The following is a 25,122-nucleotide window of genomic DNA, read 5'->3' as shown; positions in this document are numbered from 1 at the left end:
CGACGTGGTGATCGTCAACTCCGTCGCGCAGTACTTCCCGGACCTGGATTACCTGCTGCGCGTGCTGGACGGTGCCGCGGCGGCGCTGCGGCCGGGCGGGCGCATCTTCCTGGGCGACGTGCGCAGCCTGCCGCTGGCGGGCGCCTTCCACGCGTCGGTGGAACTGACGCGCGCGTCCGACGACCTGTCCGTCGAGCGGCTGCGGGACCGGGTGCGTCGCGGGGTGGCGGAAGAGCAGGAGCTGCTGCTGGATCCGGCGCTCTTCGAGGCGGTGCGGGTGCGGATGCCGCGCCTCGGCCGCGTCGAAGTGCAGGTAAAGCGCGGCGAGTACGACAACGAGGTCTCCCGTTTCCGCTACGACGTCGTGCTGCACCTGGACGCAGATCACGCGGCCGTGGCACCAGTCGTCCGCGAGTGGGGCGGGGAAGACGCGGCCGGCCTGCGGGTACTGGCGGAGGGGAGCACGTCGGCGCTGCTTGTTCGTGGTGTGCCGGACGCGCGGGTGCGGGAGCACGCCCGCGCGTACGAATTGGTATCGGCTGGTGGCGATGCGGGGAGCGCGGCGGTCCTGCGCGCACACGCGGCCGAGGCCGCGGGCGGAATCGCCCCCGAGGCGCTGTTCGCGCTCGGCGAGGAGATGGGTCGTGCCGTGGAGGTGCGCCCGGGCGCGCCGGGGACGCTGGACGTGCTCTTCCACCCCGCGGGCGGCGTCGCGCGCTTTCCCGCGGAGGTGGATGGGGAGCGGCCGTGGGAGACGTACGCCAACGATCCGCAGTGGGGCCGCCGCATGCGCGCGCTGGTCCCCGCGCTTCGCGAGGCGGCGCGCGCCCGGCTGCCCGAGTACATGGTGCCCAGCGCCTTCGTAGTGCTGGAGTCGTTCCCCGTCACCCCCAACGGCAAGGTGGATCGCGGTGCTCTGCCCGCGCCCGACACCGGCTCGGCCGCGGGGACGTACGTAGCGCCGCGGACGCCGGCCGAGGAGCGGATGGCCGGGATCTGGGCGGAGGTGCTGGGCGTGGAGCGGGTGGGGGCGGAAGACCACTTCTTCGACCTGGGCGGGCACTCGCTGCTCGCCACGCAGCTGGTGTCGCGGGTGCGCGAGGCGTTCCGGACCGAGCTGCCGCTGCGCGTGGTGTTCGAGGCGCCCACGCTGGCGGAGCTGGTCAGCCGCCTGGACGCGCTGCGGGCCGAGACTGGCGGAGATGCCGCGGCCCCGCCGCTGGTAGCGGTGCCGCGCGACGGCTCGCCGCTGCCGCTGTCGTTTGCGCAGGAGCGGCTGTGGTTCATCGACCGGCTGGAGCCGGGCAGCGCCACCTACAACCTCCCCGCCGCGCTGCGCCTGACGGGCGCGCTGGACCAGGTGGCGCTGGAGCGGAGCCTGGGTGAGATCGTCCGGCGTCACGAGGCGCTGCGGACCGTCTTTGCCGATGTGGACGGCGCGCCGGTGCAGGTGATTGCCCCCTTCGGCGGGTTCGTCCTGCCGGTGGAGGATCTGTCGGCGCTGAGCGAGGCGGATCGCGAGGCGGCGATCGCACTGCGCGCCGGCGACGAAGCTTCGCGGCCGTTCGACCTGGCGGCGGGACCGCTGTTCCGCGCGGCGCTGCTGCGGCTGGGCGCCGAAGATCACGTGCTGCTGCTCGGGATGCACCACATCGTCAGCGACGGGTGGAGCATGGGGGTGCTGTTCCGCGAGATGTCGGCGCTGTACGCGGCATACCGCGAGGGGCGTGCGTCGCCGCTGCCGGAGCTGGCGGTGCAGTACGCGGACTTCGCCGTGTGGCAGCGGGAGCAGCTGGCGGGCGACGGCCTGGATCGGCAGCTCTCGTACTGGCGGGAGCGCCTGGCGGGTGCACCCGAGCTGCTGGAGCTGCCGGCGGACCATCCCCGCCCCCCGGTGCAGACCTACCGGGGCGCGACGGTCCCGGTGGATTTCTCCGTCCAGCTGCTGGAGCGGCTGCAGGCGCTGGGACGCCGCGAGGGCTCCACGCTGTACATGATGCTGCTGGGCGCCTTCACGGTGCTGCTGAGCCGGTACGGCGGGAGCGAGGACATCGTCGTGGGAAGCCCCATCGCCGGGCGGACGAGAAAGGAGACCGAGGCGCTGATCGGCTTTTTCGTCAACACGCTGGTGCTGCGCACCGACCTTTCGGGTGATCCCAGCTTCCGCGAAACCCTGCGGCGGGTGCGGGAGGCCACGCTGGGCGCCTACGCACACCAGGAGGTGCCCTTCGAAAAGCTGGTGGCCGAGCTGCAGCCGGAGCGCAGCCTGAGCCACTCGCCCGTCTTTCAGGTGATGTTCGCGCTGCAGAACAACGAGGGCGGGGGAAGCGCGCCTCCGGGGCTGGGCGTGAGCGCGGTCGGAGCGGAGTTCGCCAGCGCCAAGTTCGATCTTTCCCTCACGCTGGCCGCGACCGCCCAGGGCCTGCGCGGCGGGTTGAACTACAGCACCGACCTGTTTGAGCGCGGTACGATCGTGCGCATGGTGCGGCACCTGGAACGGGTGCTGGAGCAGGTCGCCGCCGACGCGGACGTGCATCTATCGAGGCTGGATCTGCTGGCGGCGGACGAGCGCGAGCTGGTGCTCACGACGTGGAACCAGACGGCGCGCGCGTACGCCGATCCCCCGGCCCCCGCGCTGTTCGCCGAGTGGGCGCGCCGCGCTCCGGAAGCCGTCGCCCTCCTGGACGGCGGGGAGGCCGTAACGTATGGCGAGCTGGACCGGCGCGCGGCGGCCCTCGCCCGGCAGCTGCGCGGCCTGGGCGTCGGGCCGGAGACGCCCGTAGGCCTGTGCATGGAGCGCACGCCCGAGCTGCTGGTGGGCGTGCTGGGCATCTGGAAGGCGGGCGGCGCCTACGTTCCGCTGGATCCGGGTTACCCGGCGGATCGCCTGGCGTGGATCATCGCCGACGCCGCGCTTCCGGTGGTGGTCGTTACGGAGAGCACGGCCGGAGCGCTGCCGGAGCACCGGGCTACCCTCGTCCGCATCGACCAGCTTCCGGATACCCCAGCGGAGACGGCACCGGACGCGGCGTCGGAGCCGCCCGCGTCCGCCGCGAGCCTGGCGTACGTCATCTACACGTCGGGGAGCACGGGCCGCCCCAAGGGGGTGCTGGTGCAGCACGACTCCCTGTCCAACCTGCTGGCCGCCTCGCGCGAAGCGTTCGGCGTGGGCCCGGGCGACGTGACCTCGGCGCTGGCCTCGTACGCCTTCGACATCTGGCTCCTGGAAGTGGTGGTGCCGCTCACCGCCGGCGCGGCGGTGCGCCTGGTGGCGCGCGAGCGGGTGCCGGACGTCCCCGCCATGCTGGAGGAGATCGCGGACATCACCATGGTGCACGCCGTCCCCGCGCTGATGCGGCAGATCGCCCAGACGGAGCGCGAGACGCCCCGGCTGGGGCGGGTGCGGCGCGCCCTGGTGGGCGGCGACCGGGTTTCGGCCAGCCTGCTGGCGGAGATGCGCGAGGCCTTTCCCGGGGCGGAAACGCACATCCTGTACGGCCCCACCGAAGGAACCGTCATGGCCTCCGCGCACCTGGTGCCGGCGGACGGGCGCGTGGAGGGGCACCCGATCGGCCGTCCCCTGGCGAACGTGCGCCTGTACGTCTGCGACGCGCTGGGGGGTCCGCAGCCGGCGGGCGTTCCGGGCGAGCTGCTCATCGGCGGCGCGGCGGTGGGGCGCGGCTACCAGGGCCGCCCGGCGCTGACCGCGGAGCGCTTTGTTCCCGACCCCTTTGCCGCGGAGCCGGGTGCAAGGCTGTACCGCAGCGGCGACCGGGTGCGCTGGCGGGCGGACGGAACGCTGGAGTTTCTGGGACGGGTGGACGCGCAGGTCAAGATCCGCGGCTTTCGCATCGAGCCGGGGGAGATCGAGGCCGTGCTCAGGCGGCACGCCGGGGTGCGCGAGGCACAGGTGATCGTGCGCGAGGATCCGTCCGGAGAACCGCGGCTGGTGGCCTACGTCGCGGGTGGCGCCCAGGCGGAGGAGCTGAGGGAGCACCTGCGGAAGAGCGTGCCGGAGTACATGGTGCCGGCGGCGGTCGTGGTGCTGGAGCAGCTGCCGCTGACCCCCAACGGCAAGCTTGACCGCGGGGCGCTGCCGGCGCCGGAGCTGGCTGCGGGCGAGACGGGCTACGTGGCGCCGCGCCGCCCCCTTGAGGCGGCGCTGGCGGAGATCTGGGCCCAGGTGCTGGAGCGCGCGCGGGTGGGGGTGAACGAGAACTTCTTCGACCTCGGCGGGCACTCCCTCCTGCTCGTGAAGGTGCAGACGCGCCTTCGCGAGACGCTGGACCGAAAGGTCTCGATCGTCGACCTTTTCCGCTTTCCCACGGTGGCGGCGCTGGCCGAGCACCTGGGGGGCGGGGTGGAGGACGCCGGGGGGCCGCGGGCCGGCGTGGAGGGGAACCGGAGGCGGGGGCGCGACCGTGCCGCCCTTCGCCGGGCGCTGGCGGGGCAGAGCGGGGCAACGACATACCAGGGAGACGATACGTGAGCGATCCAATCGGGGCCGTGGCGGTGATCGGGATGGCGGGACGCTTCCCGGGCGCGGCCGACGTGGAGCGGTTCTGGGAAAACCTGCGCGACGGAGTTCACTCCATCACCTTCTTCGACGCGGAAGAAGGGGACGATCCGGCGCACGTGCGCGCCGCGGGGGTGCTGGAGGGGATCGACCGCTTCGACGCCGCCTTCTTCGGCTTCAGCCCGCGCGACGCGGAGATGCTGGACCCGCAGCAGCGCCTGTTCCTGGAGACTGCCTGGGAGGCGCTGGAGAACGCGGGGCACGTCCCGGGGAGCGAGCGCGAGGCGGTGGCGGTCTACGCCGGGTCGGCGCGCAGCGACTACCTGGCCTTCAACCTCCTCACCCGCCCCGACGTGGTGGAGTCGGCGGGCCACTTTGCGCTGGAGCTGCTGAACGAGCGGACCTTTCTTCCCTCGCGCGCCTCCTACAAGCTGGACCTGCGCGGCCCCGCGCTCAACGTGCAGACGGCGTGCTCCACCGGGCTGGTGGCCATTCACCTGGCGTGCCAGGCGCTGGCGTCCGGCGAGTGCGACATGGCCGTCGCGGGGGGCGTGCGGGTGGGGTTCCAGACGGGGCATCGCTACACCCCGGGGGGGATCACGTCGCCCGACGGGTTCTGCCGCGCCTTCGACGCCCGCGCCGCCGGCACCGTCACCGGGAGCGGGATCGGGGTGGTGGTGCTGCGGCGGCTGGCCGACGCGCTGGCCGACGGCGACCCGATACGCGCGGTGATCCTGGGCTCCGCCATCAACAACGACGGCGCCCAGAAGGTGGGATTCACCGCCCCCAGCGTGGAGGGACAGGCCGAGGTGGTGGAGGAGGCGCTGGCGATGGCGGGGGTGGACCCGGAGACGGTGGGGTACGTGGAAGCCCACGGAAGCGGCACCGAGCTGGGCGACCCCGTGGAGGTGGCCGCCCTCGTCCGGGCGTTCGGGGAGGTGGAGCGCACGGGGTTCTGCGCCCTGGGCTCGGTCAAGACCAACGTGGGCCACCTGGACGCCGCGGCGGGGGTGACGGGGTTCGTCAAGGCGGTCCTTGCCCTGGAGCACGGCCAGGTGCCTCCCACGCTCCACTTTGAAACGCCCAACCCGCAAATCGATTTCGCCGCCTCTCCCTTCTTCGTCAATACCGGCCTGCTCCCCTGGCCGGGCGACGATGGCGGTCCCCGGCGCGCCGGGGTTTCCTCGCTGGGGATCGGGGGGACCAACGTGCACGTGGTGCTGGAGGAGGCGCCCCCGCGGGAGCCGTCTGCCCCGGCGCGTGAATGGCACCTTCTCCCCCTCTCCGCCCGCACCCCGGCCGCGCTGGAGGCGGCCACCGACCGGCTGGCCGCGCACCTGCGCGCCCACCCCGAGCAGGCGCTGGCGGACGTCGCCTGGACGCTGCAGACGGGGCGCAAGGCGTTCGCGCACCGCCGCACGCTGGTGGCGCGCGACGGCGACGGCGCGGCGCGCCTGCTGACCTCCCGCGCTCCCGGACAGGTCTTCGACGCGGCGGCGCCGGAGGGCGGGCAGCCCGTCGCCTTCCTTTTCCCCGGCCTGGGCAACCACTACCCGGGGATGGGAAAGGGGCTCTACGAGACCGAGCCCCTGTTCCGCGAGACGGTGGACCGCTGCGCCCAGATCCTGCGCCCGTACCTGGGGATGGACCTGCGCGACGCCCTGTACCCCGCGGAGGAGCCGGCGCCGGACGCCGGTGCCCCCGGCGGGCTGGACCTGCGCGCCATGCTGGGTCGCGCCGGCGGAGACGACGAGATGGGGCCGCTGGAGAGCACCCGGCTGGCCCAGCCGGCGCTCTTCGTGACCGAGTACGCCCTGGCGCGGCTGTGGATGAGCTGGGGGGTACACCCCGAGGCCATGGTCGGCCACTCGCTGGGCGAGTACGTGGCGGCCACGGTGGCGGGGGTGTGGTCGCTGGAAGACGCGCTGATGCTGGTGGCCGAGCGGGCCCGGCTGATCGAGGAAACCCCGCCGGGGGGGATGATGGGACTTCCCTTTCCCAGGGAGGAGGCCCTTCCCTACCTGCGCGAGGGGATGGCGATCGGCGCCCACAACGCGTCCTGGATCAGCGTGGTGTCCGGTCCCAAAGCGGACGTGGACGCGCTGCAGGCGGAGATGGAGGCGCGCAAGGTGGGCGTGCGGCGGCTCCCCGCCCGGCACGCCTACCACTCGCCGATGATGGCGCCGGTGGCGGAGCGCCTGGTGGAGCTTCTGCGCGGGGTGCGGCTCGCCCCGCCCAGCATCCCCTTTGCCTCCAACGTGACCGGGGATTGGATTCGCCCCGAGGAGGCCACCGACCCGGCGTACTGGGCGCGGCACCTGGTGCAGACGGTCCTTTTCTCCGCCGGGGTGGAGACGGTCGCCCGCGGCGGCTCCCGCCTTTTCCTGGAGGTGGGCCCGGGGAACACCGTGGGCGGGCTGGCCATGAACATCGACTGCTGGGGCGACACGCCGCCTTCGCTGGCCATCGCCCTCCGCCACCGCTACGAGCGCCACCCCGACGACGCCTACCTCCTGGCCGCGGCCGGCCGGCTCTGGGCCGCGGGCGCGCCGGTGGACTGGGAGGCCGTGCATGCGCACGAGCGGCTGCGGCGTGTCCCGCTCCCCACCTACCCGTTCGAGCGTGAGCGCTACTGGGTGGAGCCGGGGTCGGGGGCGGCCCCGGCGCGGCGCGGGGGAGCGACGGGGGAGAAGGGGTCCGGTCCGGCGGGGTGGATGTACCTCCCCGTCTGGCGGCGCGCTCCGCTCCCCGCCCGCCCCCCCGCGGAGGCCGCGGAGTGGCTGGTGCTGGCGGACGAGCTGGGGATCGGCGGGCGGCTGGCCGGGCGGCTGGAGACGCTGGGGCACACGGTGGTGGTGGCGGAGCCCGGAGAAGGCTTCGCCCGTTCGGGCGACCGCGGCTACACCGTGCGCCCGGGCTCCGCGGACGACCTGGCCGCGCTGCGCGACGCCCTGGAGGCCGCGGGGGTCCGTCCCCGCCAGGCGATCGTCCTCTGGGGGATCGACCCGGAGGGCGGGGAGGGTCCGGAGGCGTTCGCCCGGGCGCACGCGCGCGGGTACGCCACCGTCGCCGCCCTGGCGGCGACCTTCGCGCGCGAGGCGGACGGAGGGCCGTTCCGGCTCCTGGTGGCCACCGAGGAGGTGCGCGACGTGGCCGGCGGCGAGGGCGTCCGCCCCGAGCGCGCCACCGTGCTGGGCCCCTGCCTGGCCCTCCCGCAGGAGCTGGCGCACGTCGTCTGCCGCACGGTGGACGTACGCCCCGCCGCCCCCGGTGACGCGCGCCTGGTGGAGCAGCTGCTGGCCGAGGCCACCGCCGACGACGCGGACACCGCCGTGGCGCTGCGCGGTCCGCGGCGCTGGGTGCTGGACCATGAAGCCGCGCCCCGTGGCGCGGGCGCCGCGACGTTCCGCCCCGGGGGCGCCTACCTTCTTTCCGGGGGGATGCCCGCGGGCACCGGGGTGCTGGCCGAGCACCTGGCGGGGCTGGGGGCGCGCCTGGCCGTGGTGGTGCACCCGTCCGTTCCGGAGCGCGAGTCGTGGGACGCCGTCCTTGCCTCACCCGGCGGCGGGGGGGTGGCCGGCCAGACGCTGCGGGGCATCCTTGCCGCCGAGGCGCGTGGCTGCGCGCCCCTGCTGCTCCGCGCCGACGCGCGCGACCCCGCGGCGGTGCGCGGCGCGGTGGCGGCGGCCGTGGAGGCGTTCGGGGAGCTGAACGGCGTGGTTCACGCCGCCCAGGGCGTGGGGGGCGATTCCGCCCCGCTGGCCGAGGCGCGCTCCGCCGCGGCCGGGCTGGAGCTGGCCCGCCTGATGCGCGAGCTGGCCGCGCTGGACGAGGCCACGGCGGAGCTTCCGCTCGACTTCCTCCTCCTGCAGAACTCCATCTTTTCGGTCTTCGGCGGGCCGGGGCTGGCCGCGGCCACCGCGGGGTTCGTGCTGGGCGATGCCTGGGCCGAGCGGAGCGCGGCCCGGGGGCGGCGCTGGAGCAGCGTGAGCTGGGACCGCTGGGAGGAGGAGGGAAGCTCCGCCGCCCTCGCCGAGGGGGCCATCCCGCGCGGCGACGGAGTGCGGGTGTTCGAGACGCTGGCCGCCCTGGCCGGCGAGCCGCGGGTGGTGGTTTCGCCGCAGGATCTGCACGCGCGGCTGGAGCGCATCCGGAACCCGCGGCGGCCCGGTTCTGCCCCGGCCGACGGCGGCGGCGCCGTCCCGGAGGTGGAGTTGCACGCCCGTCCGGCGCTGGCCAGCGAGTACCTGGAGCCCACCGGCGAGGCCGAGGAGCTTCTGGCCGGGATCTTTCGCGAGCTGCTGGGGATCCGGGAGATCGGGACGGCCGACTCCTTCTTCGAGCTGGGGGGGCACTCCCTGCTGGGGCTGCGGGTCCTTGCCCGGGTGCGCGAAACGTTTCAGGTGGATCTTCCCCTGCGCGCGATCTTCGAGGCGCCCACCGTCGCCGGGCTGGCCGGGCTGGTGGACGAGGCGATCCTGCTGGAGCTGGGGGAGATGAGCGACGAGGAGGCCGAGTCCGCGCTGGCCGGTGTGGGTGGCGTCCCGGACCCGGCCGTGGGAGGGGTGAGATGACGCAGCCGGGCCTTTCCGAGCTGTCCCCGGCCAAGCGCGCGCTGCGCGAGGCCCGCCTGCGGGGCCGCTACCAGGCGGCGCCCATCGTTCCCCGCGCGCGGACGGAGGACGCGCCGCTCTCCTTTGCCCAGGAGCGGCTCTGGTTCCTGGACCAGATGTTCCCGGGGCTGACGACGTTCAACCTGGTGGCCGCCCTGCGGCTTCCGGGCGCGCCGGACCCGGCGGTGCTGGAGCGCGCCCTCGCCGAGGTCGTGCGCCGGCACGACGCGCTTCGCACCACCTTTCGCGAGGTGAACGGCGTTCCCGTCCAGGTGGTCGCCCCCTTCACCGGCTTCGCGCTTCCGGCGGAGGACCTTTCCGGCCTTCCCCCCGCGGAGCGCGAGGCGCGGCTGCGGGCGCGCGTCGCCCGCGAGCAGGCGCACGTCTTCGACCTCGGAGCGGGGCCGGTCTTCCGCGCCTCGCTGCTGCGGATGGATGCCGGCGACCACGTGCTGCTGGTGGGGATGCACCACATCGTGGGCGACGCGTGGAGCATGGGGGTGTTCCTGCGCGAGCTTCCCGTGCTGTACGACGCGTACCGCGAAGGGTGGGATTCCCCCCTGGCGCCGCTCCCCGTGCAGTACGCCGACTACGCGGCCTGGCAGCGCTCGCAGCCGCTGTCCGCCGAGGAGCGGCACCTGGCGTACTGGCGCCGCAAGCTGGGGGGCGCGCCGGAGCTGCTGGAGCTGCCCACAGACCGGCCGCGGACCCCGGTCGCCTCCTTTCGCGGCGCAAGGGTGCCGGTAGAGGCGCCGCTGGGGGTGCTGGATCGCCTTCGCGCGCTGGCCAACGACCAGGGCGCGACGCTGCACATGGTGCTCCTGGGGGCCTTTCAGGTGCTGCTGGCCCGGTACGCGGGAACGCCGGACGTTTCGGTGGGGATCGTGGTGACGGGGCGTTCGCGCCGGGAGATCGAGGGGCTGATCGGGCCCTTTCTGAACACCCTGGTGCTGCGCACCGACCTGTCCGGCGACCCGGCCTTTCGCGCGGTGGTGGACCGGGTGCGCGAGACGGCGCTGGACGCCTACCAGCACCAGGAGGTGCCGTTCGAGCGGGTGGTGGCGGAGCTGCGCCCCCAGCGCAGCCTCAGCCACTCCGCCCTCTACCAGGTGCTGTTCCTGCTGGACGAGCTTCCGCCCGCCCCCACGGGTGCCGGCGCGGGCGCGGGCGGGCTCCGGGTGGAGCCGCTGGGCGGCGAGCAGCCGGACACCACGCAGGTCGACCTTACGCTCGCCCTGCGCCCCCACGCGCACGGCCTGTCCGGCTCGCTGGAGTACGCCACGGACCTGTTCGACGAGGGGACCGCCCGGCGGATGGCAGGCCACCTGGAGCGGCTGCTGGCGCTGCTGGCCGCCGGCCCCGACGCGCCCCTCTCGGCGGTGGAGCTGCTGGACGAGACGGAGCGCCGCCTGGTGCTGGAGACGTGGAACGACACGGCGGCGGCCCCGTCCCCCGACGGGCTTCTCCATGCGCTGATCGCGGCGCAGGCGGCGCGGACGCCGGACGCGGTGGCGGTGGTGTTCGAGGACGAGTCGCTTACCTATCGTGAGCTGGACGCGCGCGCCAACCGGCTGGCGCGCCACCTCGTCCGCCTGGGCGCGGGGCCGGAGGCGCGGGTGGGGGTCTGCCTGCGGCGGGGGCCGGACATGGTCGTCGCGCTGCTGGCCGTGCTCAAGGCGGGGGCGGCGTATCTCCCCCTCGATCCCGGCTACCCCGCCGCGCGGCTGGCATACATGCTGGACGACGCGGGCGCCCGGCTGCTGGTCACGGAGTCGTCGCTGCGCGGGCGCTTTGCCGGTGACGGGGCGCGGGTCGTCCTGGTGGACGGGGACGCCGGCGCGATCGCGGCGGAGACCGCGGAGGCGCCGCGGACCTCCGCCGTCCCGCGGAACGCGGCGTACGTGATCTACACCTCCGGCTCCACGGGCCGGCCCAAGGGCGTGGTGGTCACGCACGCCAACGCGGCGGACTTCTTCGTGGGGATGGACCCGGTCGTCGGCGGGCCGGTCCCGGGAACGTGGCTGGCGGTCACGCGCATCGGGTTCGACATCCACGTCGTGGAGCTGCTGTGGACGCTGGCGCGCGGCTTTCGTGTGGTGGTGCATCCCGACCCGGAGCAGGCGCGCGAGGAGGGGACGCTGGCGCGCTCCGTCCGGCGCCACGGTGTCACGCACCTGCAGTGCACGCCGTCGCTCGCGGCGATGATGGTGGCGGAGTCCGGGGTGGAGGCGCTGTCGGGGCTGGAGCGCATCTTCCTGGGTGGCGAGGCGCTGCCGGCCGGGTTGGCGGAGCAGATCCATGCCGTGCTGCCGGGCGGCCTGGTCAACCTGTACGGGCCCACGGAGACGACCGTCTGGTCCGCCGCCCACGCGGTCCGGGGCGGGGAAGCGGTCGTGCCCATCGGGCGGCCGATGGCGAACACGCGCGTCTACGTGCTGGATCCGGCGCTGCGCCCGCGGCCCGTGGGGGTGCCGGGCGAGCTGTACGTCGCGGGCCCGGGGGTAACCCGCGGCTACCTGGGGCGGCCGGGGCTTACGGCGGAGCGCTTTCTCCCCGACCCGTTCGGCGGGGAGCTGGGCGCGCGGCTGTACCGCACGGGCGACCGGGTACGCTGGCGGCCCAACGGGGCGCTGGAGTTCCTGGAGCGCCTGGACGAGCAGGTGAAGGTGCGCGGCTTCCGCATTGAGCCGGGCGAGATCGAGGCGCGCCTGGCGGAGCACCCCGCCGTGCGCGAGGCGGTGGTGCTGGTGCGCGAGGACGCGCCGGGCGACCAGCGGCTGGTGGCGTACGTGGTGGGCGATGCGGCCCCCGGCGCGGAGGTGCTGCGGGCGCACCTGTCGGAGCGGCTGCCGGACTACATGGTGCCCGCCGCGTACGTGGCGCTCGGGGCGCTGCCGCTCACGCCCAACGGCAAGCTGGACCGCAAGGCGCTGCCTGCGCCGGACTTCGCCGCCGCGGAGGGGCGGTACGTGGCGCCGCGCACGCCGACGGAGGAAGTGCTGGCGGGGATCTGGGCCGAGGTGCTGCGGCTGGAGCGGGTGGGCGTGGAGGAAAGCTTCTTTGCGCTGGGCGGGCACTCGCTGCTGGCGACGCGCGTGGTATCGCGCGTGCGCGAGACGTTCGCCGTGGAGCTGCCCCTTCGCGCACTCTTCGAAAGAACCACGGTGGCCGGCCTGGCGTCCCGCGTGGAGAAGCTGGTGCTGGCGCGGGTGGAGGAGTCGGACCTCGCCGACGCGCTGGCGCAGTTGGAGGGACTGTCGGACGACGAGGTGATGAAGCTTCTCGGCATGGACTGACCGATCTGGATGATTGCCTGCCGCCACCACCGAAGGCGCAAGAATAGGCTCGCCTCGCCGACCACCCCGGGCTGAAGCCCGGGGCTAGAAGTGCCATAAGCCCCGTCTTTGCTCGTTCCTCGCAAAATGGGGCTTCAACCGCATGCGTTCCGCGGGTGCCGTGCGGTGGATACACGTCGTCGCGATCGACCCTGCCGCCGAGGCACGGGCGCGGCTGACGCGAGGGGGTGAAGCCCCGCCGGGCGAGCTCCTCGAGCCCAGGGCGGGGCTTATACCGAATCCGGAAAAACAACATTGGAAGGTACAGAGGAGCCGGGAACCGCCAGAGGAACAGAGGTGATCCGCATTCCTCCTCTGTTCCTCTGGCTGGTCTCTGTTCCTCTGTACCCTGACCTCTGTTTTCAGTAGTCCGACTTGAGGTGAGGTGTTTTGCCGGATTCGGTATCATATTATGGCCGTGCTAGCCCCGGGCGATTCCTTCCGCTTCTGGTACCTGTGCGGCACGGAGTCAATGGAGAAAAACTTTGTTGACTCCGTTGACCCCGTGTGAGGCAAATCCCTGGGACTCTGAAGCTCGGCGGCAGCCCGGCCGGCGCGCTACTCGCCTTCCCAGGCGTAGGCCGTCACCCACTCCGTGTACATGGCGCGCTGCCCGGCCGTATCCTCAACCGTCAGCGTGACGGGATAGGTGCCGTTCTTCGCGTACGAATGCCGCGCTACCCGGCCCTCGGACGTGGCCCCGTCGCCGTACGACCAGTAGAACTTCACCAGGCCAAAGTCGTCGTCGGAGTACAGGGGGCTGTCGGCGTTCCACAGCGGCTCGTAGATGACCGCCGAAACCTCGCGGCCGCCGATGAGCGGCGAGAACCCGGCGATCGGCGGCATGTCGCGGACGTGCAGCGCCGCCATGCGCTGCGGGTCGGTAAAGTAGTACTCCTCGTGATGCCCGCCGTTGCCCAGCTGCCCGGTGTTCTCCTGGCCCCAGCAGTATCCCTCGCCCGTGGCCAGCGTGGCGCCGCAGCGAAAGGCGTTGTGGCCGGGGCGCAGCTCGCGCCAGCGGAACCCCGGCGCCACCTCGGTCACCCCGCCGTACGGGTTGATCGTCCCGCTCCCCCAGCAGAACGCCTGGCCGTCCTGCCGCAGCCCGCACACCTGGCTGCCGCCGGCAAACACCTTCGCGAAGCGCTCGTCCGTGGGCACCGGCGTGGGGACGGGCACCGACAGCGGGGGATTGGAATCGTCCGACGCAATGATCAGCGTGCGCCCCCAGCAGTACGCCACGCCGCTCGCCGAGAGCGCGCAGGTAAAGTCGCCGCCGGCGTCCAGCGCCACGAAGGGCACTTCGGTGTCGGCGCGGACGGGGACGAGGGCGCAGTCGTAGCGCATGTACTCCGGCCCGCACGTCTCGGCCGAGGCGGTGCCCAGCGCGCGGTAGCGGTTGTTCCCCCAGCACCACACCTCGCCGTTGCTCTTGAGCCCGCACGCGTGCGCCGTCCCCGCCACGATGCTGGTGAAGACGTGCCCGCCCATGACCGCCGCGGGCGCCCCGCGATCCTGGTTGGAGCCGGTGCCCAGCTGCCCGTCGCCGTTGCCGCCCCAGCAGTACGGCTCGCCGTCGCGGCTAAGCCCGCAGCTGAAGCCGGGGCCCACGTCCACCGTCTTCCACGAAATCCCGCCCAGCACCAGCGAGGGCGCCGGGTTGTGCCGCGTGTTGCCGATGGGCTTGCCCTCCACGATCACCGTGGGGGGCGCGCCGATCTGCCCCACGTCGTTGCTGCCCCAGCAGTACGCGTCGTGGTTGTTGGTGACGGCGCAGCTGTGGCCGGCGGTGCTGATGGTGGTGAAGCGGTGCCCGCCCGCCACCGCGACCGGGTCGGTAAAGTTGCGCTTGCCGCCGTACCCCAGCGCCCCCTCGTACGAACGCCCCCAGCAGAAGGCGCGTCCGTCCACGACCAGTCCGCAGGCGTTGCCGAAGCCCGAGCTCATCTGCTGCCAGATGCCGTACTCCGGCGGCGTGGGACCGGGGATCAGCGGTGCCTCCACGTAGACGGAGAACCCGAAGTTCTGTACGGTGCGGGGCACGTGGAACTCCCAGGTGCGCGCCCGGGTCGTTTCCCCCGGCTCCAGCACCTGCGCGTACTTGTAGTACACCTGTTGGGTGGCGGTAAAGGCGTCGGCGCCGTCGGTGTTGGCGGTGCCCGGCTCGCCCTGGCCCGCGGTGGTCACAGGCTCGGTCTGAAAGAAGACGTGAATGCCCGCTACGTCGTCGCCGTGGTAGGTGCCCAGCCATCCCGTGGTCAGGTTCTGCACGGTCACGTCCACGCGAAAGATCTCGGCGACGGAATCGTACGAGATGTTGGACGAGGTGAGCCGCACGTTGATCCCCTGCCCGCCGATGATCTGCATGCGCGGCCCCGCGGCGCCCGCAAAGGCGAACACGCCCCCGCTGATGGACGGGTCGCACCCGACCTTGAGTGCCCGCACGTCCACGTTGCACGCCAGCGCGTCGGACTGCGCGGGCGCGGGCGGAAGGGTGATGTACGGTTCGGTGGGCTGGTCCGTACAGGCGGCCAGCAGCAGCGAAAGCAGGACGAGCCGGGTGGATGCGACGGCAGCTCGCATGGGGTGATCGCGGGTGCGGCGTGGGTCACGGTGGCGGGAGGGGACTCTCCCGTCGGCCGGCAGGGCAAGGGGTGGGACTGCACGGCTTTTCGCAAAAACCGTGCGGGCGAGGGATGGGATTCGCTAACGGATGAAAGGAGAATACGTTGCGCCTCCGGAAGTGTACCGTTCCGTTTCCGCCTTCCTGTTCCGGCCGTCCTCTGGCGGGACGGAAGGTGTCTGGTGGCGCGACATCCACCGCCCGGGCGGGGCGGTGGACCGGCGGCTCAGACGCGGTCGGCGGGGCTGCTGGTGGCGGCGTCGGCCTTCAGCTCTTCGATGTTCTGGCGGATGCGCGCCGCCATCGCTTCGTAGCGTGGATCCGGAGCGTCCTTGGTAAGGTCGTTCAGCGCGGCCTCAGCCAGTTCGTGCGCGCTGACGGCTTTGCCCAGCGCCAGCTTCTTGTTGTCCTGTGGTTCCATGGGGCCTCGTCGATGTGAAAGCGCGGGCCACCGGTGGCCCGCGATCGTTGTCTCGAAAGATCCTGACTCAATCTCCGTTCCACACCGCGCCGTCGGCTGCGCGCGGCGCCCAGGGCCTTGTCGCACCCTCCAGCGTCAAACGGCCGACGTCTGCGTGGCGCCGGCAGCCGGGGCAGAGACGGCCCGGCGCGCCGCGGGGGCGGGATCCATCAGCAGCCGCTCGGCGAAGTCCAGCCGCTCGTTGGTCCGCGCCAGCTCCTCGCGAAGCTGCGCCACCTCGTCGATCAGCGCCACCGTCTGCGACACGTCGACCACGGTCTGCCCACGGCGCCCGCGCCCCAGCTTTTCCGGCGGCATGCGCAGCACGGCCACAAAGCCGGTGGCCATCGCGAGAACGGGGATCATCAGGGCGAGAATGCCTTCCATGGCGCGTCGTCTCCAAATCGGAATGAGGGTGCAAGGTCCTGCGTCCGTGCGATGTACGCGCCGCGGCCGCCAGAAGATTCGCTTCGCCCCATCATCCCCGAACGTCCGGCCGCGGAGTGGGGGAGGGTTCTCCAGATCGCGCATCAGGTGGAGTGATCGACGGGGTTCCGGTGCGCTCCGGGACCAACCATCGATCTACACCTTTCTCAAAAAAATTCTCATGGCCCCCTGCCGCATTCCATCTACTTCCCGTTACCGACACCTCTACAAAAGAGCGTGCCTCGTCGACATCCCTCACCTGCACCCGACACGTGGGAACCCGGCTTCACCCGCAAGTGGAGGCAACGCCACGAGCAAACTCTGTTGACCCTGTTGACTCTGTGTGAGGCCCCATCTTCCCGCGGACGCGCACCCTCGTCCCGGAGACGCCGGGGTCAACTCGGTTCCTCCCTTTCCTCCGGTCGCGGCTTTCGTTGTAGACGATGCCGCCATCGATGGATATTCCACCCCGCAGAAACACACAAAGAGACTTTTCGTGCGACGTACATCCGGCTCGTTCCATCCCCGGATCATGCTGCACTACCCGTTTCCCTGCCTCCTGATCTTTCGATCACCCGACACACCTGCTCGGCGGGAAAAGAGGCGGCCGCAATGCGGTAAACACACGTATGCGTCACGATCCCTTCCACAGTGTACAAGTCTCTCAACTACAACGCTTTGACGCAACAGTCGCACTCGCTTGGCTCCTGCTGGCCCAGGCTCTAGCGCGTTTCGGACTTTCTTTTTAGCTTCCAGCCTGCAGAGAAACATTTGCATGCATCGTCTGCTTCTGTAATGCTTCCGCCGTGGCGGGACAGTTGCGAAGCGGATCGAAGGTTCAGCCGACACAGGTATTTTGATGCGTTCCTAACAGGTCACGAATAGGCACGAAGACACGGATCCGCGGGCGGAGTCGCGGCCGGCGAGAGAAGTCCCCAGGAGGTGAGCCCGTGCGTTCTGTCCGCCAGCCCCGCCATGCCGCGTCTGCCGTCGCCGCGGCGCTTGTCCTGGCGCTCCCGCGTCCGGGAGCCGCCCAGCAGCACTCGCATCCCCAGCCGCCGCCGCAGGGCGCGCCGGCGATGCGCCCCACACTTTCCGCCCCCGCGGCGGCCGACTCCGCGCGCGTCACCGTGCTCCGCGGAGATTTCGTCGCGCGCGGGCCCGACGCCGCGCGGCACGTGCGCGAGCGCGAGGTGGTGGAGCTGCGGCTTCGCCTGACCGACCCGGCCACGGGCCGCCCGGCCACGGGGCTGCGCCCCACGGCGTGGGTGGACGTGCGCCGCGAGACCGACCAGACCCCGCTGGAGCAGTGCCGGCAGAAGGTGGCCACCTTCAACGAGGCCTCGCTTCACGTAAAGCACGGCCAGATCAGCATCGTCACCCCGGTCGAAGACCTGAACGGGCACTACCTGATGGTCATGGCGCGGTCCAACGCCATCGCCGTCATCGACCCCGTAAAGGGCTTCGGGCGCACCCGGCTGTTCACCGCCATCTCGCTTCCCAGCCCCGGCGCGGACTGGGCGTCGACCCTGGACGACAGCCGGGTCTTCGTCACCTCGCCCGACTCGGGCGTGGTTTCCGTCATCGACACGCATTCGTGGCGCGTGGTGCGCCGCATCGACGCGGGGCGGCGGCCCACCCGCGCGGCCATCGACCCCGCCGGGCGCTTTGTGTGGATCTCGGACGAGTCTCCGGAGCGTGCGGCCCTCAGCGTGGTGGACGCGGAGGCGATGTCCGTCGTGCGCACGCTTTCCGTGGGCGCGGGGCCGCACGCCATCGCCTTTTCGGACGACGGGGCGCTGGCTTTCGTGACGGCGCGGGCGGCGGGGACGCTGACCGTCTTTGACGCGCGCACGCTGGCCAGGCTGGGCGAGGTGGCGACGGGGCAGGCGCCGGTGGACGTGGCGTGGTCGGCGGCGCGCGGGGCGGCCTTTGTGGTCAACGAGGGGGATGGGACCGTGGCGGTGGTGGACCCCGCGACGCGCACGGTGGCGGAGCGCATCCCCTTCGACGCGGGGATCCGCGCCATCCGCTTTGGACCGGGGGAGGCGCACGGTGGCCACGGCGCCGCGCCGGCCGGCGGCGCGGCGCACGCGTCGGGTCCCGGCTACGGACGCCTTGCGTTCGTGCTGAACCCGCGCGCCGGGACGCTGCAGATCTACGACCTGGAGCAGAAGAAGACCATCCGCACGCTGAGCGGCGCGCCGGAGCCGGACCAGGTGGCGTTCACCTCGCAGTTCGCCTACGTCCGCGCGGCCGGCACGCCGTCGGTGGCCATGATCCCGCTGGCCAATCCCACGTCGGGCGCCATCGGCCCGCACGACTACTTTCCCGCGGGGAACGACGTGCCGGGGGCCATCGCCGGCGACTCGCTGGGGGCGGTGCTCATCTCGCAGCCGGGGATGCACGACGCCATCTACGTGGCCAACCCCCGGGAGCGGATGATCTACTCCTACCACTACATGGAGGGGATGCCCGTTCCCCACGGCGGGCTTACCACCTACGGCTTTACCCCCCGCGCCATCCGCACCGTCTCGCGCCACCTGCGCGAGGTGGAGCCGGGGACGTACGCCGCCACGGTGCGCATGGACCGCCCCGGCGCGTACGAGCTGGTGCTGCGCAACCCCGAGCCGTACGCGCTCGGATGCCACCCCTTTACGGTGGACGTGGACCCCGCCCTGCGCACGGCCGACGCGGTGCGCGTGCAGCCCGAGTCGCGCACCATCGGGGTGGGGACGACCCGGCTGCGCTTTCGGGTGATGGACACCCGCGCGGGGACGGAGCTGGAGGGGCTGCAGGACGTGCAGGTGCAGCTGGCCGCCACCAGCGGATGGCAGCAGCGGGTGCCGGCGCGGGCGGTGGGCGGGGGCGTGTACGAGGCCGAGTTCCAGATCCCCGAGGCGGGGGTCTACTACACGGCGTACGAGATCCCCTCGCGCGGCGTGGGGCTGCGCGACGGCTCCGCGGCCACGGTCGAGGCCAGGCCGTGAGCGGCACCGGCTTCGCCGCGCTGGCCGGGCTGGGGGAAACGCTCACCCAGGCGTACCTGGAGGAGAACCGCCTTCTTCCGCTGGGGCGCGAGGACGGGCGGCTGGTGGTGGCCGTCTGCGGCCGCCCCGACCCGCAGGCGGTGGCGGAGCTGGAAGTGCTATTCGGCGCCCCGGCCGCGCTCAGGCAGGTGCCCGAGCACGAGCTGCTGGAGGACATCCGCCGGGCGTGCGCCCGCGGCGACCACACGGCCGCCGGGCTGGTGGCGGACCTGGAATCGGCCGGCGGCGCCGGCGACGACGGCGAGGGGCTGGCGCACGACCTGGAGGAGATGGCCAACCAGGCGCCCGTGGTGCGGCTGGTCAACCTGCTCCTGGCCGAGGCGGTGGAGTCGGGCGCCAGCGACGTACACCTGGAGGCCGAAGCGCGCTCCATGCGGGTGCGCTACCGCATCGACGGGGTGCTGCAGCAGGCACCCGCCCCGCCGCCGCACCTGCGCTCCGCGGTGGTCAGCCGCCTCAAGATCATGGCCGAGCTGGACATCGCCGAACGGCGCCTTCCGCAGGACGGGCGCGTGCGCCTGCGCACGGCGGAGCGCGAGCTGGACGTGCGGGTGAGCACGCTGCCCACGCTGCACGGCGAGTCGGTGGTGCTGCGTCTTCTGGACACGGAGGGGCAGCGCATCGACCTGGAAGGGCTGGGGATGGGCGCCGACACGCTGGCCACCCTTCTGGGCTTCGCCGCGCGCCCGCACGGCGTCCTCCTTTCCACGGGGCCCACGGGGAGCGGAAAGACCACCACGCTCTACGCGCTGCTGGACCGGGTGCGCACGGGGCGCGAAAAGATCGTCTCGGTGGAGGACCCGGTGGAGTACGAGCTGGCCGGGGTGGCGCAGGTGCCGGTCAACACGCGCGTGGGGCTCACCTTTGCCCGCGCGCTGCGCTCCATCCTTCGCCAGGACCCCGACGTTCTGCTGGTGGGCGAGATGCGCGACCCCGAGACGGCGGAGATCTGCATCCAGGCGGCGCTCACCGGCCACCTGGTGCTTTCCACGCTGCACACCAACGACGCGCCCGGCGCGCTGACGCGCCTGGTTGACCTGGGCGTCCCGGACTACCTGGTGGCGTCCACCGTGGAAGGGGTGATGGCGCAGCGGCTGGTGCGCAAGGTGTGTGCGCACTGCGCCCGCGAGGTGGCGCCGGACCCCGCCGTTGCGCGGGAGATGGCGGAGGCGGGATTCGCCCGCGACCGAATCCGCGTGGGCCGCGGATGCGCGCGCTGCCGCAACACGGGGTACCGCGGGCGGACGGGGCTGTACGAGCTCTTTACCGTCGACTCCGCCATCCGCGCCGAGCTGCTGCGCCGCCCCGACGCCGACGCGCTGCGCCGGGTGGCGCTGGAGCGCGGCATGCGCCCCCTGCGCGCGGACGGCTGGCGGCAGGTGGCCGCCGGCCTTACCACGCCCGACGAGGTGGTGCGGGTCTCGTGAGAAGGACGTTCTCCCCGCAGGCGAAGCCCCGTCCCGATCGAGGCCGGCGGTCCGTCTCGGGACGACGCGGGAGCCGGGCGCGCGGCGGCGTCCTTCCGCGTCCGCACCGCCCGGACACCCGGCTCGTGACGATCCGCGGTTCCGCCGTTCCATCAGTCCGCACTTTCGCCGGGTGAGACGATGATGCACAGGATGCGCAGCCGGGACGGGTTCACGCTGGTGGAGATCCTGGTGGTGATCATCGTGATCGCCCTGCTGGCCACGCTGGTGGCGCCCAACGTCTTTCGGCACGTGGGGCGCGCCAAGGACACCACGGCCAAGACGCAGATGGAGATGCTGGGCGCGGCGGTGGACGCCTACCGCCTGGACAACGACCAGTACCCCACGACGGAGCAGGGGCTGGCGGCGCTCAACACGCGCCCCGCCGCCCCCCCCGCGCCGCGCGACTGGCGCGGGCCGTACCTCAAGAAGCACAACGTGCCGCTGGACCCCTGGGGCCGGCCGTACATCTACCGCTCGCCGGGGACGGCGAACCCGGAAGGGTACGACCTGCTCACGCTGGGCCGCGACGGCCGTGAGGGCGGCACCGGCGACGACGCGGACCTTCTGGGCTGGAAGTAGGGCCGCGGCGTGCCGCCGTTCGCCTACCGCGCCGCCACCGCGGCCGGCCGCACCGTGCGCGGCGTGGAAGAGGCCGAGAGCCCCGCGGCGCTGGAGCGCGTGCTGGGGCAGCGCGGCCTGTATCCGCTGGAGGTTGCGCCCGCGACGGCGCGCACCGCGGGCGAGGGCCGGCGCTCCGGCTTTCGCTCGCGCCGCGGCGACGTGGTGGAGGCGGTGCGATACCTGGCCATCCTGATGGAGTCGGGCTTTCCGCTGGACCGCGCGCTCACCTCTGTGGCCCGCGTGGTGGCGCGCCGCGACGTGGCGGTGGCGGTGACGGACGTGCGCGACCGCGTGCGCGGCGGCACCCGGCTGGATGACGCGCTGGCCGCGCATCCCCGCATCTTCCCCCGCTTTGCCGTGGGGATGGTGCGCGCGGGGGAGCGGGGCGGGCACCTGGCCCAGGCGCTTGACCGGCTTTCGGTGCAGCTGGAGCGCGAGCAGGCCCTGCGCGCCCGGCTGGTGTCGTCGCTCATCTACCCGGCGGTGATGGTGGCGGTGGGCGCGGTGGCGCTGGCGGTGCTCTTTGCCTACGTCCTGCCGCGCTTCGTCACGCTGCTGGAGGACACGGGCTCGGCGCTCCCCGCGTCCACCGCGCTCCTTCTCGCCGCCGGCGCGTTCGTGCGGCGGTGGTGGTGGGCGCTCATGCTGGCGCCGCTCGTCCTGGCGCTCGTGGTCTCCGCCATCCGCGGCACGCCGGAGGGGCGCGTGGGCGTGGACCGGCTGCTCCTGGCGATGCCGATCATCGGGCCGCTGCGGCGGCGGATCGCGTCGGCGCGGCTGGCGCGGACGCTGTCCACGCTGCTGGGGAGCGGGCTCCCCATCCTCCCGGCGCTGGAGATCGCGGCCGGGTCGCAGGCGGACGCGGCCGTGGCCGAAGAGATTTTCCGGGCCCGCGAAGAGGTGCGGGCCGGCGACCGGCTGGGGGCGTCGCTGCGGCGCGGCGGCGTGTTTCCCTTTCTTTTCGTGCAGATGGTGGAGGTGGGCGAGGAGGGCGGCCGGCTTCCCGACATGCTGGAGCGCGCCGCCGCCGCCATGGAAGGCGAGCTGGAGCGCGGTCTGGAGCGCCTGATGCGCCTGGTGGAGCCGGCCATGATCGTTCTCTTTGGCGGATTGATCGGCTTCGTGGCCCTGTCGCTTCTGCAGGCCATCTACGGCATCCAGCCCGAAGGATTCTGATAACCAGATTCGGGGCAACCGTCATTCTGAGAGGGTGCTGAAAAAGCTTCGATGTCCCCACAGAAGCACGGTGTCATCCTGAGGCTTAGAGGGTGCTGAAAACCTTTGATGTCTCCAAAGAAGCACACTGTCATCCTGAGGGAGCGCACACCCGCAGCTTACGCAACCACGGGAGTTTGCGCGCGACCGAAGGATCTTTGTCGGGTCGCGCGGGACCCAGCCCTCGGGAGCCGTTCAAGGCTCCTGGTTCTGCGGGCAAGGTCCTTCGGTCGGCGCCAAAGCGTTGTGTATCAGCAGAGTGCGGAGCGGCGCCTCCCTCAGGATGACTGGGAGGGTCCAGGTGGTTCGACATCCTCTGAGGACCCTTGAGGCGCGATCGCGGAGCCGTCCGCGGGCTACGGTGGAGAAAACGAAGGCGTCGTGAAGGCGGGCTCCGCGCCGTGATTGCCGCGGTCCGGACCCCTCCGCAGCAGCAAGGAAGCAGATGAGCGACACCGAACCGAAAGCCCCGCGCCGGATGCCAGGCGCGCGGCGGGCGCGCCTGGCGCTGGCGGTGGCGCCGGATCACCTGACGGTGGTGCGGCTGGCCCGCGGCGTGGCCGGCGTGCGCCCCGTGGAGGTGCTGCAGTGCGCGCTGGCGCCGCCGGGAACGTCGTCGTGGCCGGCGCTGGAGGACGCGCTGCGCGAGCTGGCCGACGTGCTGGGCGTCAGCGGCGGAAGCGTGGACGCGGCGCTGCTGCGCCGGCTGGGGCACGGCAAGGTGATCGCCCTGCCGCCGGTGCGCCGCGCGGAGCTTTCCGCCCTGGTGCGCCGCAACGCCCATCGCCACTTCGCCGTGCGCGACGAGCCGCTGGTGGCCGACGCCGCGCGCCTTCCCGGCTCCCGCACGGGCGCGCTGGTCCCCACGCTGGCCGGGTGCGCGCCCGCCGCGCTGGTGGAGGCGGTGACGGCCGCGTGCCGGGCGGCGGGGTTCCGCATCGGGCGCATCGTCCCCGGCGGCGTGGCGCTGGCCGAGGGCGCCCGCGCGCTGGCGCCGGCCGCGCGGCGGGGGCGCGTGGCGGTCATCGGCTGCGCGCCGGACGCCGTGGACCTGGTGCAGGTGGAGGACGGCATCCCGCGCCTCTTTCAGCCCCTGGCTTCCGCCACCCGCGTGGGCGACGCCCTCCGCGCGCTGGAGGCGGACGGCGCGGCGCTCACCGGCATCGCCGTCTGCGGCAGTGGGCCCCAGGCGGACGGGGTGCGGATGGCGCTTCTGGAAGACCCGGAGTTCGGCACGCGCCTCCTTCGCGCCGGCGCCGTGGAGCGCGTCCCGGCGGAGGCCGTGGCGGCGCTGGGGGCCGCGCGGGCCGGCGCGCGGGCACCGGTCCTTCTCCCGGACGCCGTCCGCGCCCAGCGGGCCAAGGCGGCGCGGCGGCGGACGGCGGTCCTGTCCGCGGCGGCGGGTGTGATGCTCCTTCTTTCCGCCTGGCTTCACCTGCAGGGGATCCAGCGCGAATCGGAGGCGGTGGCGGCGCGGCGGCGGGAGATCGCCCCGCGGGTCGCCAGCGCGCTGCAGGCGCGCAACAACGTGGAAAGCGTGCGCGCCCGGCTGGTATCCATCGCGGCGCTGGAGGGCGGGGCGCAGGGGTGGACGCGCGAGATCGCCGCGCTGGCCCGTGCCCTCCCCGACTCGGCGCACCTGCGCACCCTGGCGGCGGACTCGGACGGGGTGCGGCTGGCGGGGGTCGCCCGCTCCGCCTCGGCCGTGGTTCCCGCGCTGGAGGCGTCGCCCGCCTTTGCGCGCGTCTCGCTGGCGGCGCCGGTGCGCTGGGAGCAGGGCGACGCGGGCGAGCGCTTTGACGTGGCCGCCCTGCTGCAGCGCGCCCGCGCGAACGACCGGAGGCCGCGGTGAAGCGCCCCGCGTTCACCCCGCGCGACCGCCGCGCCATCGCCTGGGGCGCGGCCGTCCTCGTTCCGGCGTTCGCCTGGACGCTGGTGGTGTCTCCCTACCTGGGCGCGCTGGGCGAGGCCAAGGCTGCGCTGGAGCGGGACCGCGCGCTGCTCCGGCGCGAGATGGAGCTGCTTTCCGAAACGGCCGACTACCGGCGCGCCTTTGACGATGGCGCCGAGAAGCTGCTGGCCGCCGCCCCGCGGCTGATGGGCGGCGACGACGACGGTGCCGCCAGCGCCGCGGTGGCCGGCTACCTTCGCCGCCTGGCGCGATCGGGCGGCGCCCACGTGACCCGCGTGGAGCCGGGCCCCAGCCGCGACGCGGGCGGCGGCGTCACCGCGCTCCCCGTGGGCGTGAGCGGCGAGTCGGACCTGGAGGGACTGCTGACCTTTCTGCAGATGCTGGAGGCCGGGCCCAAGCTGGTGGACGTGGCCGAGCTGCGCATCGAGGCGTCCGGGAGCGGCGCGGCCGCCGCGGCCCCGGAGGCGGCGTACGGCGGCCAGCCCTTCTACACGCCCGCCGCCACCCCCGCCGCGCAGCCCGAGGTGATCACCTTCCGCTTCACCGCCACCGGCTTTACGCTGGCCCAGCCCGCGAACCGGGCCGACGCGAAGGCCGCCGCCGGATCCGCGGCGGATGCGGACGCCGAGCCGGATGCGGACGTCGAGCTGGATGCGGGACGGGAGACGGAGCCGGATGCCGGGGCGGAGGAAGCGACGGCGGCCGGGGAGACGAACGGATGAGCATTCTCGCGGGGTGGACCCTCTCCAACCGCGTGGCGCTGGGCGCGCTGGCCGCCTCGCTGCTGCTGCTGGGCGGCACGGCGGCCCGGGCGCGGCGCCTGGAGCCGCTGCCCGAAGCGCCGGCGCCACGCCGCGCCGCCGCCATGCCGCGCGTGGTGCC

12 protein-coding genes are annotated in these 25,122 nt (G+C 73.2%); 9 read left to right on the top strand and 3 right to left on the bottom strand.

The window, feature by feature from the left end:
- The 3 genes from ACOJUJ_RS19905 to ACOJUJ_RS19895 form a co-directional block, all read left to right on the top strand.
- A partial coding sequence (locus ACOJUJ_RS19905; RefSeq protein ID WP_420128652.1) for an amino acid adenylation domain-containing protein occupies positions 1 to 4,489 on the top strand: 4,489 nt, incomplete at its 5' end.
- Positions 4,486 to 9,090: a beta-ketoacyl synthase N-terminal-like domain-containing protein gene (locus tag ACOJUJ_RS19900; RefSeq protein ID WP_420128651.1), complete on the top strand. Its 4,605-nt coding sequence runs from the start codon at positions 4,486 to 4,488 to the stop codon at positions 9,088 to 9,090. The genes ACOJUJ_RS19905 and ACOJUJ_RS19900, both read left to right, overlap by 4 nt.
- On the top strand, positions 9,087 to 12,425 hold the full coding sequence (locus ACOJUJ_RS19895; protein ID WP_420128650.1) for an amino acid adenylation domain-containing protein: 3,339 nt from the start codon (positions 9,087 to 9,089) through the stop codon (positions 12,423 to 12,425). The genes ACOJUJ_RS19900 and ACOJUJ_RS19895 overlap by 4 nt, the downstream gene beginning before the upstream one ends.
- Positions 12,426 to 13,022: 597 nt before the next feature.
- Here ACOJUJ_RS19895 and ACOJUJ_RS19890 read toward each other — a convergent pair.
- The 3 genes from ACOJUJ_RS19890 to ACOJUJ_RS19880 all read right to left on the bottom strand — a co-directional run bounded on the left by ACOJUJ_RS19890 (position 13,023) and on the right by ACOJUJ_RS19880 (position 15,934).
- Positions 13,023 to 15,047 carry a PKD domain-containing protein gene (locus ACOJUJ_RS19890; protein ID WP_420128649.1) on the bottom strand — a complete coding sequence of 675 codons (2,025 nt, stop codon included), beginning with the start codon at positions 15,045 to 15,047 and terminating at the stop codon, positions 13,023 to 13,025.
- A 266-nt stretch (positions 15,048 to 15,313) separates the two neighbouring features.
- Positions 15,314 to 15,508 (bottom strand): hypothetical protein, encoded by a 195-nt coding sequence (locus tag ACOJUJ_RS19885; RefSeq protein ID WP_420128648.1) that lies wholly within the window; start codon positions 15,506 to 15,508, stop codon positions 15,314 to 15,316.
- Between the two features lie 135 nt (positions 15,509 to 15,643).
- Entirely contained in the window at positions 15,644 to 15,934 is a 291-nt protein-coding gene (locus ACOJUJ_RS19880) for a hypothetical protein (protein WP_420128647.1), read from the bottom strand.
- 989 nt (positions 15,935 to 16,923) lie between these two features.
- Here ACOJUJ_RS19880 and ACOJUJ_RS19875 point away from each other — a divergent pair.
- From ACOJUJ_RS19875 to gspM, 6 genes are all read left to right on the top strand, one after another.
- Positions 16,924 to 18,963: a cytochrome D1 domain-containing protein gene (locus ACOJUJ_RS19875; protein WP_420128646.1), complete on the top strand. Its 2,040-nt coding sequence runs from the start codon at positions 16,924 to 16,926 to the stop codon at positions 18,961 to 18,963.
- Positions 18,960 to 20,450, top strand: a complete 1,491-nt coding sequence (locus tag ACOJUJ_RS19870) for a GspE/PulE family protein (protein WP_420128645.1) — start codon at positions 18,960 to 18,962, stop codon at positions 20,448 to 20,450. Before ACOJUJ_RS19875 ends, ACOJUJ_RS19870 begins: the two co-directional genes overlap by 4 nt.
- Before the next feature lie 180 nt (positions 20,451 to 20,630).
- The gene (gspG, locus tag ACOJUJ_RS19865; protein ID WP_420128644.1) at positions 20,631 to 21,071 is read left to right on the top strand and encodes a type II secretion system major pseudopilin GspG; all 441 of its coding nucleotides are present in this window, start codon (positions 20,631 to 20,633) and stop codon (positions 21,069 to 21,071) included.
- Positions 21,072 to 21,080: 9 nt separating this feature from the next.
- Entirely contained in the window at positions 21,081 to 22,289 is a 1,209-nt protein-coding gene (locus ACOJUJ_RS19860; RefSeq protein ID WP_420128643.1) for a type II secretion system F family protein, read from the top strand.
- Between the two features lie 484 nt (positions 22,290 to 22,773).
- Positions 22,774 to 24,180, top strand: a complete 1,407-nt coding sequence (locus tag ACOJUJ_RS19855; RefSeq protein ID WP_420128642.1) for a PilN domain-containing protein — start codon at positions 22,774 to 22,776, stop codon at positions 24,178 to 24,180.
- Positions 24,177 to 24,962 (top strand): type II secretion system protein GspM, encoded by a 786-nt coding sequence (gspM, locus tag ACOJUJ_RS19850; RefSeq protein ID WP_420128641.1) that lies wholly within the window; start codon positions 24,177 to 24,179, stop codon positions 24,960 to 24,962. The genes ACOJUJ_RS19855 and gspM overlap by 4 nt, the downstream gene beginning before the upstream one ends.
- Positions 24,963 to 25,122 lie beyond the last annotated feature (160 nt).

This window comes from Longimicrobium sp., from assembly GCF_048594345.1.
Classification (GTDB): Bacteria; Gemmatimonadota; Gemmatimonadetes; order Longimicrobiales; family Longimicrobiaceae; genus Longimicrobium.
Note: the sequence above shows the minus strand (reverse complement) of the source record. Positions and strands in the feature narration are given on the sequence as shown.

Coding starts and splice junctions, on each gene's coding strand:
- ACOJUJ_RS19885 (WP_420128648.1), bottom strand. CDS start 15,508: ATGGAACCACAGGACAACAAGAAGCTGGCGCTGGGCAAAGCCGTCAGC.
- ACOJUJ_RS19880 (WP_420128647.1), bottom strand. CDS start 15,934: ATGGAAGGCATTCTCGCCCTGATGATCCCCGTTCTCGCGATGGCCACC.
- gspG (WP_420128644.1), top strand. CDS start 20,631: ATGATGCACAGGATGCGCAGCCGGGACGGGTTCACGCTGGTGGAGATC.
- ACOJUJ_RS19895 (WP_420128650.1), top strand. CDS start 9,087: ATGACGCAGCCGGGCCTTTCCGAGCTGTCCCCGGCCAAGCGCGCGCTG.
- ACOJUJ_RS19890 (WP_420128649.1), bottom strand. CDS start 15,047: ATGCGAGCTGCCGTCGCATCCACCCGGCTCGTCCTGCTTTCGCTGCTG.
- ACOJUJ_RS19855 (WP_420128642.1), top strand. CDS start 22,774: ATGAGCGACACCGAACCGAAAGCCCCGCGCCGGATGCCAGGCGCGCGG.